Consider the following 13,512-nt stretch of genomic DNA (forward strand, 5'->3'; position numbering starts at 1 on the left):
TTCCCGCATCAGAACGCGGTTCTGGTGGTGTGCACGAAGGGTTGGCGCGCACACCTGGCGGTGAGCGTGTCGGCGCGGCGTGCGGTGCGGTACGCGGCGGGTGGCACGCCGTATTCGGCCCGGAATGCGCGGGAGAGCTGGTCGGCCGTGCGGAATCCGCAGGTCTCGGCGATCTCGCGGATACTGCGTGAGCTTTCGCTGAGCGCGGTCGCTGCGGCGACCAGTCTCCGGGTACGGATGAGTCCGGCGACGGACAGGCCCTGCAGCTCGAAGGCGCGGAACAGCGTCCTTCTGCTCACGTGCAGTCGTCGCGCCACCGCGTCGGGGTTCGTGGCCGGGTCGGTGAAACCGCGGTCGATGACGTCGATCGCGCGGCGGCGCAGCATGTCCTCGGTGGATATCTCGATCGCGGCCCCGGCCAGGTCGCGTTCCAGCAGCGCGACCACGGCCGAACGGAAGACGATCTCGTCGATCCGGGCGGCGATGCCGAGATGCGCGGGACTCGTTGCGCCACAAGCGAGGTCGCGTGCGAACAGAAGTGCCGACACCGCGGCGCCGGACAGCGCCCACACCTGACCGCCCGCCGCGGCGGGTTCCAGACCCCAAGCGGTCAGCGCACCCATCGACACGTACAGGTGCAGCACGTCGACGGCGCACGCCTCGCCTCGCGACAGCACCGACCGGAACGGCGAGTCGAGGCAGACCGCGAACGCCTGACCTGACGCCGCGACGGAGCGGGCGCCCCCTTGTGCGAGGGCGACCCGGCCATCGATCACCAAGCTCAACTGCAGGTACTGGCCGTAATGATCGCGGGCGGCGCCGCCGTCGCGCTCGGCGGTGATACCCGAGGTGCGCAACCGGGCGACCAGCACCGAGCCCGTGCTCAGGGTCCAGAGGGTGGCGCTGAAGTCCTCGTCGGCGCGCACCCGGCACCCGAAGGCCAGACGGTTCAGGTCCCGCGGCCCGCGCAGGGCGATCCCCCCGCCGCCGCCTCGGCCTGCCGTGTCGAGCAGGCACGCGAATTCACGATGCGGGTGTTCGCCCATCGATTGCCCTGAATCAGACAAACCAGACGGAACAGTCTCCGCATCACCGGTTCGGCCGGACGAATGGCCCGCCCGGCGTCCACCGGGTGCATCTCGCCCACCGTGTTGCCGCTCATCGGTTTCGCGCACACCCGCATAGATCCGCATACCCCACCTCCGCGCCTGTCCCCGATAGCTCGACCGTGCCGACAACTCCCAAGCTGCGAAAACACAAGCATAACAGGGGAACTCGTCTCTTCCCGACCGCTTTCCGCGCATTCGGGCCGTGAGCGGCTGAGCCCAATTTTCCGTGCCATCTTCACCAGAAAACCGTGCCAAACCCGATCGCACGGCAGCGCCGCCGCGAGTTCGGCAACCCCGCTGCGGCCTGGCGATTAGGTGTCACGAGCACGTCGCGACCGGCATTCGAGGCGTTAACTGGACCATTGCACCGACTGATGACCGCGGTCTAACTTCGAGATCTCCCGCATCCCTTGCGATTTCGCTGCGGGATTCCACAGTTCGTGTCCCTCCCTTACTGACGAGGTGGTATCAGCAATGACTTCAGTGGTATCCGACATGCTCGACCGCAAGTTCGACGTGTGCTTCGGCCACGGCGACCAGAACGGCGACGGGGTGATGGAACGGGCAGACGTGATCGCTCTGGCGGCTCGCATCATCGCCTACCTCGACGCGCCGTTCGACTCCCCCAAGGCCCAGGCGCTGCTGGTCGCCTTCCAGAACTTCTGGGAGAACGTGTCGACCGAGTTCGATACCAACGGCGACGGCCTGATCAGCAAGACCGAATGGCGCGAAGGCCTGCGCAAGTTCGCCGCCAGTGGCGACGTGTACCGCGAAGGCTTCCGCCCGCTCGCCGAGGCCCTGTTCGCGCTGTGCGACGCCGACGGCAACGGCAAGGTCTCCCCCGAGGAGTTCTTCCAGTACCAGCGTGCCTTCGGCACCTCGCCCGAGAACAGCCGCCTGGCCTTCGAGCGGCTCGACCGCGACGGCAGCGGTTCCCTGTCGGTCGAGGAACTGCTCGATGCCTGGCACGAGTACTACACCAGCTCCGATCCGCAGGCACCCGGCAACTGGCTCTACGGCGACATCGGCCCGTTGGCCTGATCGTCGGCGGCACAGGCTCTTTCGCGCCGGCCGGGACACCTTCCGGTCGGCGCCCGGCTCGGGAGGACGCATGACACGACACACACCGGTGGCGGTGGTCGGCATCGGTTGCCGCTTCGCCGGGGGCATCGACTCCCCGTCGGCGTATTGGCGGCTCATCACCGGCGGCGGCACCGTCGTCGGTGAACAGCCACCGGGACGTCTGCCGGACAATCGTGACGTGCCCGCAGTGCGGCGGGCGCTGCGTCCCGGCGCCTATTTCGACGATATCGCGGGATTCGACGCCGCCTTCTTCGGTATTCCGGCGGCCGAGGCCGAGCACATGGACCCTCAGCACCGACTGGCACTCGAGGTCGCTTGGGAAGCGTTGCAGCACAGTGGAATCGACCCGACCGCGTTGACGGGGACAGACACCGCGGTGTACGCCGGAATCGGTTCCGACGACTACGGCCGCAGACTGCTCGGCGACCCGTCGACCGTCACCGCCTGGACCGGCATCGGCTCCGCGCTGTGCGGTGCGGCGAACCGGATCTCGCACGCGCTCGACCTGCGCGGCCCGAGCGTGGCCGTGGATACCGCATGTTCGTCGTCGCTGGTCGCGGTACATCAGGCGATGTCGGCGCTGCGCGACGGTTCCGTTCCGCTCGCGCTCGCCGGTGGGGTGATGCTGATGGGCGACGCCGCGCTGTCGGTCACGCTTGCCGAGGCCGGTGTGCTCGCGGACGACGGGATGTCCAAGTCGTTCGACGACGCCGCGGACGGATACGGTCGCGGTGAGGGGTGTGCCTTCGTCGTCCTGGAGCGGCTCGACGACGCGCTCGCCGGCGGGCGCCGCGTGCTCGCGGTACTGCGCGGCGGCGCGATCCGTCAGGACGGGCGAACCAGCGGCATCATGACGCCGAGCGGTCCGGCCCAGCGACATCTGGCCAGGGCCGCGTGCGCGGATGCCGGAGTGTCACCGGACTCGGTCGACTATGTCGAGGCGCACGGGACGGGAACCAGGGCCGGCGATCCGGCCGAGGCGACCGCGCTGGCCGAGGTATTCGGCTCCGGGCGTCCGTCGGGGAAACCGTGCCTCATCGGTTCCGTCAAACCGAACATCGGCCACCTCGAGGCCGCCGCGGGCATCGCCGGTCTGGCCAAAGTCGTTCTCGCACTGCATCATCGGACGATTCCGCCCACGCGGACCACGAGCGGACCGCGATCCGACATCGACTGGCACCGCAACGGTATCGCCCTGGCCACCGCCACCCTCGACTGGCCGTCGACCGAGCACACGGCGCGCGCGGGTGTGGCGAGTTACGGCTACGGCGGCACGCTGTGTCACCTCATCGTCGATGCCGCGCCATCTGTATCGCCGGTGACGACTTCTCCTCGCGCCGAACACCTCTGTGCTGTCAGCGCGGCCTCGGCCGACGGGCTGCGCGATGAACTGCGGGCGCTTGCCACCGCAGTGCGATCGCATCCCGATATCGATGCGGCCGACATGTGCTTCACACGGGCCCGGCATCGCAGTCATCTCCCGTACCGGGTGGCCGTGCACGCCGGAGATACCGCCGAACTCCTCGTAGGCCTCGACGCAGCCGTCACCGCCGAGCACCACCGCTCGGCACCACCGCACGATCCGGTGTGGGTGTTCTCCGGACACGGATCGCAGTGGACGGGAATGGGTGCCGAGCTGATCGACGCGGACCCGGCTTTCGCGGCCGCCGTAGCCGAGGTGTCACCGGTGTTCCGTAGCGAATGGGGCTGCAGCGCCGAAGATCTGCTGCGTCACGGCGACCTCGCCCACACCCCGACCGCACAGTGCGCGATCTTCCTGACCCAGCTGGGGCTTGCGGCGATGTGGCGGGCGCACGGGGCGCGACCGGCGGCGATCCTCGGTCATTCGGTCGGGGAGATCGCGGCGGCCGTCGTCGCGGGCGTGCTCGATCCGGCGGCCGGTGCGCGCCTGATCTGCGTGCGGTCCCGGTTGCTCGAACCTGCCACCGGCCGAGGCGCCATGATCATGGTGGCGCGCTCTTTCGACGAAGTGGCGGCCGAACTGGCGGGCTACGACGATGTGGGTGCGGCCGTTCGGTCGTCGTTCGGCAGCACGGTGGTCTCCGGCACCCGCCGCGCGGTCGAAGCGCTGGCCGACGACTGGGTCGCACGCGGAATCCCGATCCGCCGCGTCGATTCCGACCTTGCCTTCCACAGCCCTTCGCTGACCGCGATCGCCGAGCGGCTCGCTCACGAACTCGCCGATCTCGAGCCTCGCCCGGCCCGGATACCGCTGTACACAACCGCCCTCACCGATCCACGCGATCCACGGCCTCGCGACGCCGCGTATTGGGCGACGAATCTGGCCGCACCGGTGCGCTTCGCCGACGCCGTCGCCGCTGCCGCGGCCGACGGGCACCGCACCTTCCTCGAGATCTCGGCCCACCCGGTCGTCGCCCATTCCCTCGCCGAGATCGACGAGACCTTCCGGGTCGTTCAGACCCTGCGCAGACAACGTCCCCAACTTGCCGCCTTCCACGCCGCGGTCGGTGAGCTGTATCGCCTCGGCGCCCGGATCGACTGGGCGGCAGTGTATCCCGAAGGCGTGCTGGTCGACCTGCCGACCACCCGCTGGCAACACCGGCACTTCTGGCGGCGCACGAACGAGGTGGCCACCGCGATCGTCGGCCACGACCCGTCCTCGGCGACCCTGCTGGGCGGCGAACCCACTGTCGTCAACACCACACCGCCGGTCCGCGTCTGGCACACCTACCTGGACCGCACCGTCCGGCCCTATCCGGGTGACCACCCGGTGTGCGGCAGCGAGATCGTGCCCGCCGCGATCCTGCTGCACACATTCGCTGCGGCGGTGCCCGGCCGGCGGCTCTACGACATCGCCCTTCGGGTCCCGGTCACCGTGGAGCCGGCACGACATATCCAGGTCACCGCTTCGGCGGGCAGGCTCACCCTGTCCTCCCGGACCGACGGAGGGTGGCAAACCCACACCACGGCCCACTACCGGCGCGCGACGGGCCGAACCCGCCGATCTCCCGTGCTGTGGTACCGCGGTGAGAACCTGCCCGCCGACTTCGTCATCGACCGGCTCGCCGCGCTCGGCGTGACCTCGATGGGTCTGCACTGGCAGATCATCGAGGCCGAGCGCAACGACCAGGGCTTGTCCGCCCGCGTGAAAAGCACTGCGGCCACGCCTGATTCGTGGGCCACGTTTCTGGATGCGGCCCTGTCGGCGGCGTCGGTGGTCTTCCCCGGGGCACCTGTGCTCCGCATGCCCGCTCACATCACCGAGTGCCGCTTCCCCGCGGGCCCGCCACCGGCGGAAGTGGTGCTCACCGTCACCGTCCGGGCGGGACTGCGGGTCGACGCCGACCTGTCCGACCCCGACGGCAGATCGCTCGCCTGCCTGACGGGTGTTCGCTACGCCGAGCCGGATACCGTCGCCGAGTCGCCTGCCGCCACGCTCGATCTGTGCTGGCAGATCTCCGAGCCGGATCCCGACACCACCGCGGCACCCGGCGTCACAGTCCGCGGGGGCGATCCGCTGTTGAGACAAGCCTTTTCAGCCCGCGATGGTGACGAGATCATGGTCTGCGCCCCGAGGCCGCGAACACATGAATCCGTCGACGAGTCGGTGCGTCGAATGGTCACCGAACTGTTCGAGACCGCACGGACCCGGCGCGGACCGTGGTGGTGCGTAACGCGCGGGGCCGCCACAGCCACCACTCCCGCCGATCTGGCGCAGACCGCGCTGTGGGGCGCGGGCCGGGCTCTGCTCGCCGAATACCCGCACAGTTTCGCCGGGGTCGTCGACCTACCCGCCCGCGCGACCGCCGACGACCTGGCCGCGCTGCACGGACACCTGCGCACACCACCGGGTTCCGGCGAGGACGTCGCCGCCGTCATCGATGGCCACGTGCACCACCTGCGTGCGGTGCCGGTCCCGTCGAACTCCAGCACATCGGGTGTGCGCTGCGATCCGGCGGCGTCCTATGCGGTCCTCGGGGCCTCGGGTGCCCTGGGCGCGATCACCGCCCAGTGGTTGGTCCAACGCGGCGCCCGCCGGCTGATTCTCGTGAGCAGGCGGGCGGCCCCACGGCGGGCGAACCGCTTGCAACGCTCGCTGGAAGCTCAGGGGGTCACCGTGCGAACCGTGGCCGCCGACCTGGCCGACCGGCCCGCGCTCGCCGCCGCCCTCGACACCGACGCCCACGGTCTGCCTCCGCTGCGCGGCGTGGTTCATGCGGCAGGCACCGTGGCGAACGTGCCGGTCGCGGACCTGCGGCCCGACCTCGTCGAGCAGGGATTGGCCGCCAAGGTGGCCGGAACCCTCGCTCTCGGTGCGTTGTTCGCGCCCGGCGATCTCGACTTCCTGATCCTGTTCTCCTCGGCGGGCCAGCTGCTGCACCTGCCGGGTCAACCGGTCTACAGCGCGGCCAACGCCTTCGTCGACGGCTTCGCCCGCCACCGCCGCGCCCTCGGCGACAGCGGTTGCCGGGCCATCGCCTGGACCAGCTGGCGTGGGCTCGGCATGTCGACGTCCTCGACGGCGATCACCGCCGAACTCGCCGTCCACGGCACCGCCGACCTCTCGACGGAGCAGGCGCTGCGCGCCCTCGACGGCCCGATCACGGCAGGCGGCGCGAATGTCGCTGTGCTGCGCGTGGTCCCGCACCCGGCCCATCCACCGCTGCTCGCAGACCTCGCCCCGGCCCCCGCACTCGGTCCGGGTGCCGGGTGGACAGCGCTCGACCCAGCCGATCTGCCTGCCGCGCTCGTCACCCTGCTGCGATCGTCCGTGGCGACTTTGCTCGGCGTGTCCCCCGCGGAGGTTCCGCTAGGAATCGCCCTGACCGAGCTGGGTTTCGACTCGCTGCTCTCCACGATCCTGCGTCGCGAACTGACCGTGCTACTCGGACACCAGATTCCGGCCACGCTGCTGTGGCATCACCCCACGATCGACGCCGCCGCCGGGGCGCTCGCCGACCTGCTCTCGAGGAGTCATCGATGACCGCAACTCCCGTCACCACCACCGCCGACCTGCGCACCTTCGCCGAGGACGCCGCCACCTACTTCGACCGGTCACGCATCGCCATGCACACCATGGATCCCACCGAGCTGACCGCACTCCAACTCGACGCGCTACGCCTGCGCTTCGACGAGTTGCGGCCACGCATACCGGTTCTCGACGCACTCGCCACCGAACAGCACATCGACGGTATCGACACCGTCGACGACGCGGCACCCCTGCTGTTCCCCCACACGGTCTACAAGGCGTACCCGACACGACTGCTCGTCGAGAACCGCTTCGACCGGATGAACACGTGGATGTCGCGTCTCACCACCGTCGACCTGACCGGCCTCGACGTCTCGGGCTGCACCTCGATCGACGACTGGCTCGCTACGGTGGACGAGCGCACCGAACTGCGCCTGGCACATTCGTCGGGCACTACCGGCACCATGTCGTTCATCCCGCACTCCCAGATCCAGTACGACCGGCTGTACCGCATCGTGCGCATGGACGTTCTCCCCGACGACGACCACACCGGCGTCGACGTGGTGTGGCCGAGCTTCCGGACCGGCCGCAGCGGCATCGCGCGGCACGCGACCGCCATGGCCGAGCAGATCGCGCTGACACCCGACCGCATGCACTGCCTGCACCCGGGTCTGCTCTCCGCCGATGTCATGTTCCTGGCGGGCAGGCTCCGGGCAGCCGCCGCCCGCGGCGAAGCGGGCCGCGTGGAGGTGCCGCCCGCGCTCGCGCTGCGACGGGCCGAGTTCACCGAGGCCCTGCGCGCCACCGGACCGGGAATGACCGCGTTCGTGCGGCGCCTCGCCGACGAGCTGGCCGGTTCCCGGGTGGCGGCCCTGTCCACCTGGGATGTGCTGTCCGGTATGGCCGACAGCGCGACCGAACAGGGACTCACCGGTGTCTTCGCACCGGACTCGGTGATCTTCGCCGGAGGCGGCTCCAAAGCCGGTGCCCTGCCGGAGGATTGGGCCGAACGCACCGCCCGATTCGCGGGCGTACCCGCACTGCGATTCGTGTACGCCATGGTCGAGGTGATGTCACTGAACCTGCAGTGCGGTGCCGGTGGCTACCACCTCGAACCGTGGCTGGTGCTGTACCTCCTCGACCCGGAGACAGGGGCGGTCTTGCCACGCACCGGGACCAGCACCGGCCGCGTCGCCCTCTACGACCTGACCGCCGACCTGAACTGGGGCGGCATCGTCACCGGCGACCTGGTGACAGTGGACTGGGAACCGTGCGTCTGCGGCCGGACCACCCCGCGGATCGGCGCGGCCATCAGCCGCTTCGCCGGTCCCGGTGGGGACGACAAGATCACCTGCGCCGCCACCGCAGAAGCGCTCGACGAGGCGCTGGCCTTCCTCAACGGGGAACTCTGATGACGGGGATACCGCTGGCTCCCGCGTTCGCGCGCGGGCGAACCGTGCACGACGACGGCCTCGAATTCGGCGCCGGGAACGCGGCCTTCCGGGCACCCGACGCGCACCGCCTGCTCCCCGGCCTGGTCTGCCCCGGACCGACGAGCATGCGCGACATCCACGAACTCCCGACCACCGACATCATCGACTTTCTCGACGAGGTCGGACAGCGACTACACCCCGACGACAATCCCTACCTGCGGGAAGCCCTCGGCAAACTCGTCGGGTGCTCCGGACTCACCGAGCCCGTGCTGCGCTCCACCTACGCCCAGCTGGCCGGACTGTTCGCCCGCGAGACCACCCTCGACCTGGCCGAGAACACCATCGGCATCCGGTATCTCGACGGCTGGGCCGAATGGGGCTCGGCGCGGGTGCGGGCCTTCGGGGCGAGGACCGTGCATGTCATCGCGGGCAACAACCCGATCATCGCCGCGATCACGCTGGTGCGCAACGCCCTCACCCGTGGTGACGCGGTGGTGAAACTGCCCGCCAACGACCCCTACACCGCCGTCGCGCTCGCGCGGACGATGGCCGAGGTCGATCCGGCGCATCCGCTGGTGCGCCACCTTGCCGTCGCCTATTGGCGCGGCGGGGACGAGCGGTTCGAGAGCGCGCTCTACCGGCCGGCTCATGTCGAAAAGCTTGTAGCCTGGGGCGGATTCGCGGCCGTCCGGCACCTCACCCGCTATCAACAGCCCGGGCTGGAACTGGTCACCCTCGATCCGAAGCTCAGCGCCACGGTCATCGGGCCCGAGGCGTTCACCGACGACGACGCCCTGCACGAGACCGCGGCACTCGCCGCCGCCGATGTCGGCCTGCTCAATCAGGACGCGTGCTTCAACGCCCGGGTCGTCTACGTCTGCACCGGCACGGATACGGCGGGCATCGAACAAGCGGTGCGGTGGGGCGAACTGCTTCACGAACAGATCCAGGCCCTGCCTCGGGCGGTCAGTACGGCCGGTACCCGATTCGACCCCGGACTGCGCCGCGATATCGCCGCCCTGCGCACCAGCCCGGCCTTCTTCCGCGTCTTCGGTGGAACGAACGACGAAGGCGCGGTGCTGGTCTCGCTGTCCGACGAACCGGTCGATTTCCACGCCTCGCTCAGCGGTCGGGTCGCCAATGTCGTCCCGATCGATCACCCGGAACGAGCACTGGACGCGATGAACGCCTACACCCAGACCGTCGGGGTATGGCCGGAATCGCTCAAACACACCCTGCGTGACCTGGCACCACACGCGGGCGCGCAACGGTTGGTCTCACTCGGCTTCGCCACGCACTTCCGCTCCGACACTCCGCAGGACGGGATCGAACCGATGCGCCGACTGGTCAAATGGGTCGTCGACGAAACCTACGACCCGCACCGCATCCACCCCTTCGCCCAGCTCGCCCCGGCGGTGGAAGCGGTGCCGCGATGACCACACTGCTTCCGGACGCCGAATTCGCCCGTCTGGCCCAGCGATTCGATCATCACGATCCAGCCTTCACTCCCGATGTGGCGATCGAAGTGCATCGGACGATCCGCGAACAGAGCCGGGTCACCTACTCCCCCGCCTACGGCGGGATGTGGTTGCTCGCCCGCTACGACGACGTGGCCGCGGCCCTCACCGACCACGAGACCTACAGCTCGGCCGCGGGAGTCTTCTTCCCGAAAGCCGAAGGCACGCCACGCTTCGCGCCGCTGGAGTACGACCCGCCGGAGCACGGCAACTACCGGTCACTGATGCGCCCACCGTTCCTGCTCGCGGCCGCACAGAAATTGCGGCCACGCATCGAGGTCGCGGTGGCCGAACTGATCCGGCCGACGGCCCGGCGCGGGTCCGCCGACCTGGTGGGTGAACTGGCGGTCCCGCTGCCGCTGGCAGTGGTCGGCATGGCCGTCGGCTTCTCCCCCGACGCTCAGCGGCGCATCCGCGATCTCACCGCCAACACCTGGGACCGGATGGCAGCCGACCCCAACGCCGACGGGTTCTGGCCGCCGTTCGCCGAACTCTTCCGGCAGGAGATCGCCAGGGCGAGAGACGAACCCGGTGACGACTACCTCTCCACTCTGGTTTGCGCGGAGTTCGACGGCAGGCCCGTCACCGACGACGAACTGCATGTGATGCTGGTGGCGTTCGCCATCGCGGGCCACGAAACATCGATGAACACCCTCGCACACCTGCTCTGGCAGCTGGCCCGGCGACCCGATCTGCAGGACCGGGTGCGGGCCGATCCCACCCTCATCCCGGCCGCGGTGGAGGAAACGTTGCGGCTGTGGGCGCCGGTCGACCACGGCACCCGGCGCACGACCACCGAGGTCGTCATCGGCGACACCGTGATTCCCGAGGGTGCGCGGGTGGTGCTGCTCACCGGCGCCGCCAACCGCGACCCACGCCGGTTCGACGACCCCGACACCTTCCGGCTCGATCGCGGTCCGATCCGGCACCTCACCTTCGGCCACGGCATCCACTTCTGCCTCGGCGCGCACGTCGCCCGGCAGGAATTCGCCTTGGTCCTAGCCGAACTCGCCAGGTATCCGAATTACCACCTGGCGGGCACACCGACCCGCTACTTCGAGAACGGCAGACATATCTGCCTGGATTCACTTCCGGTCATATTCGATCACCCGACGAAGGATGTCTGAGACATGCTGTGGGAAGCCCTGCTGTGGGTCGTGTTGATCGCCGGCCTGGCCGGTACGTGCGCGTATTACCTGCGCAGGCGCGGGAAAGGCCATGAGGGCGAATCGGTCAACGAGTCGGTGGGCCAGGTGTTCACCCTCGTCGCCGGTTTGCAGGTGGTGCTCGCCTCGTTCCTGCTCATCGGCGTACTCGACACCAACTCCGCCGCCGAGAAAGCGGTCTCGGACGAGGCCGACCGGCTGCTCGCCCTGCAGTGGGCGGGCGATTCGCTGCCGGAACCCGCCCGTAGCACCATCTCCGCCTCGGTGCGGCGCTACACCGGCGAGGTGATCGAGGTGGAATGGCCAGCCATGAAGGCCGCCAAGGAGGTCGACGACACCGCCTGGACAGAGCTCAGTGAGGTGCGCACCGCCATCGCCGCCACACCGGCGGCCGACGAATGGCAGCGTTCCCGCCAGATCGCGGCGGCGGACCGGCTGTGGGAGGTCTACGAGGCACGCCAGACCCGAGTGGAGGCCGCGGGCAGCACGCTGTCGCCGATGATGTGGGTGGCGCTGATGCTCGGCGCGCTGCTGTCGATCGGCCTGTCGTTGATGTTCGCAGGCACCAGTGCCCGGGTCCACGTCGTGGTCGTGGCGAGTTTCGCCGCCGTGGTCACGTTCATGATCTACACGATCTATCAGTTGCAGAACCCGTACGGGCGGGCAGCGAAGATCAGCCCGGACGCCTTCACCGCTGTGCTGGGTCAGCTCACGTGAGAACACCGATGCGCACGGGATTCTGCGCGATCGCAGTGGGTGCGAGCCTGTGCTTGCCGGGTACGGTCGACGCCGCACCCGGATTTCCGTTCGTCCCCGGCGGTGAGCCGGGCGGCGGAATCCCGGGCGGTGGGATCCGGCCGGACCGACCGGTCGACGAGTACCCGGCGCCACCGGCCCCGATCGATGGGCGGCCCGCAGCACCGTCGCGTCCGCAGACACCGAATACACCGGCCCTGCCGAAGGTATCCGCCCCGGAACCAGACCGTGACTCGCAAAACCAGCCCGGCCCGGAAGGTCCGTTCGCCCAGATCATCGTCCCCGGCCCCGCACCCAGGCGAGACGCACCTCCCGCACCGCCGCCGCCTCCCGCACCCGTGCCAGTCCCCGAAACTCCGAACACGACACCTACCCCTGTTGTCCCCGAGCCGGGGCTACCCGGCGCCGCGCCGGAGCCACCGCCGTTCCCGCCACCCGACCCACCGGGCCATGGCGACCTGCCCGGAATCCCGATGCCACCCGAGCCACCTCACCCCGAGCCCGGAATGCCCTTGGCCCCCGTTCCTGTGCCCCCGCCCGACGTCCCACCACCAGCGGCACCCGTCCCGCCCGACTTCCCCCCACCGGCTCCCGCCCCGTTCGACATACCCCCACCCGCTCCCGCCCCGTTCGACATACCGGCCCCGGCGCTGCCCAACCCGGACCCGCCGCCGGTCGCTCCCGCCCCGATACCCCCGCAACCACCGATCGTGCCCGAGCCGCCGGCGCCCGCACCACCCCAGCAGGCTCCCGCACTCCCCGCACCACCGGCTCGCACCGAACAACCTCGACCCAGCACACCGACCAGCCCACCCGCGGTTCCTTCGACGGTCCCGCCGAGGCCATCGGTGCGGATCCCGGTGTCGCGAGAACGGGAACCCGAGGTCGTCGACGCGCGCCCGGTCGTCGAGGAGCAACGACGGTGGGCACTGGCGATCCTGCTGCTCGTGATCGGCAGCGCGGGCGCGGCCAGAGCCGCGACGCGCCGCTCCTGATCCCGGGCCTACCGAAGTTCCCGAAACGACAATCGCCGCAATCCTGTACAGGATTGCGGCGATTGTGCGTAGTGCGTCAGTGCTTCTCGACGCCCAGGTAGTACTCGAAGACCAGGCCGGCGGCAGCGGCGAGGACCATCACCACGCCGAGGCCGATCAACCAGAACTGGAAGAACGCCAGGCCGAGCGCCGTCACCGAACCGGCGGCGGCCAGGGTGATGGGCCAGAAGCTGCCGGGCGAGAAGAAGCCCAGGTCGCCGGCACCGTCGACGATCTCGGCGTCCTCGAAGTCCTCGGGCCGCAGGTCGATGCGGCGGGCGACGAACCGGAAGTAGGTGCCGATGATCAGCGACAGGCCGGCGGTCAGCACGATCGCGGTGGTACCGGCCCACTCGATGCCGGTGCGCGACTGCGCGGTGAAGAAGCCGTAGACGATGCCCACCAGGATGAAGAACGCCGTGAGCAGTTCGAAGATCCGTGCTTCGATCCTCATATCAGAATC

The 13,512-nt window shown here is 69.6% G+C and carries 9 protein-coding genes; 7 read left to right on the forward strand and 2 right to left on the reverse strand.

The features are described from left to right. Nucleotides 1–8 precede the first annotated feature (8 nt). Entirely contained in the window at nucleotides 9–1,046 is a 1,038-nt protein-coding gene (locus tag NI2_RS26335; RefSeq protein ID WP_067495968.1) for a helix-turn-helix transcriptional regulator, read from the reverse strand. Nucleotides 1,047–1,583: 537 nt separating this feature from the next. Here NI2_RS26335 and NI2_RS26340 point away from each other — a divergent pair. The 7 genes from NI2_RS26340 to NI2_RS35330 all read left to right on the forward strand — a co-directional run bounded on the left by NI2_RS26340 (nucleotide 1,584) and on the right by NI2_RS35330 (nucleotide 13,010). Next, a complete protein-coding gene (locus tag NI2_RS26340; RefSeq protein ID WP_084476829.1) occupies nucleotides 1,584–2,150 on the forward strand; it encodes an EF-hand domain-containing protein in 567 nt (188 codons plus the stop codon). A gap of 70 nt (nucleotides 2,151–2,220) precedes the next feature. Further along, the gene (locus NI2_RS26345; protein WP_067495974.1) at nucleotides 2,221–7,158 is read left to right on the forward strand and encodes a type I polyketide synthase; all 4,938 of its coding nucleotides are present in this window, start codon (nucleotides 2,221–2,223) and stop codon (nucleotides 7,156–7,158) included. Further along, nucleotides 7,155–8,555 (forward strand): phenylacetate--CoA ligase family protein, encoded by a 1,401-nt coding sequence (locus tag NI2_RS26350; protein WP_067495978.1) that lies wholly within the window; start codon nucleotides 7,155–7,157, stop codon nucleotides 8,553–8,555. The genes NI2_RS26345 and NI2_RS26350 overlap by 4 nt, the downstream gene beginning before the upstream one ends. Continuing rightward, complete coding sequence (locus tag NI2_RS26355) at nucleotides 8,555–10,012, forward strand: acyl-CoA reductase (RefSeq protein ID WP_067495981.1); 1,458 nt, start codon at nucleotides 8,555–8,557, stop codon at nucleotides 10,010–10,012. The genes NI2_RS26350 and NI2_RS26355 overlap by 1 nt, the downstream gene beginning before the upstream one ends. After that, nucleotides 10,009–11,220, forward strand: a complete 1,212-nt coding sequence (locus tag NI2_RS26360) for a cytochrome P450 (RefSeq protein ID WP_067495984.1) — start codon at nucleotides 10,009–10,011, stop codon at nucleotides 11,218–11,220. The genes NI2_RS26355 and NI2_RS26360 overlap by 4 nt, the downstream gene beginning before the upstream one ends. 3 nt (nucleotides 11,221–11,223) lie before the next feature. Next, nucleotides 11,224–11,976, forward strand: a complete 753-nt coding sequence (locus tag NI2_RS26365; protein ID WP_067495987.1) for a bestrophin-like domain — start codon at nucleotides 11,224–11,226, stop codon at nucleotides 11,974–11,976. Between the two features lie 899 nt (nucleotides 11,977–12,875). Next, nucleotides 12,876–13,010, forward strand: a complete 135-nt coding sequence (locus tag NI2_RS35330; RefSeq protein WP_255284038.1) for a hypothetical protein — start codon at nucleotides 12,876–12,878, stop codon at nucleotides 13,008–13,010. Nucleotides 13,011–13,086: 76 nt separating this feature from the next. On the opposite strand, the gene NI2_RS26370 is transcribed toward NI2_RS35330, so the two are convergent. Then, nucleotides 13,087–13,503 carry a cytochrome c oxidase subunit 4 gene (locus NI2_RS26370; protein ID WP_067495990.1) on the reverse strand — a complete coding sequence of 139 codons (417 nt, stop codon included), beginning with the start codon at nucleotides 13,501–13,503 and terminating at the stop codon, nucleotides 13,087–13,089. Nucleotides 13,504–13,512 lie beyond the last annotated feature (9 nt).

The organism is Nocardia ignorata NBRC 108230, from assembly GCF_001612905.1.
In the GTDB taxonomy this organism is placed as follows: domain Bacteria; phylum Actinomycetota; class Actinomycetes; order Mycobacteriales; family Mycobacteriaceae; genus Nocardia; species Nocardia ignorata.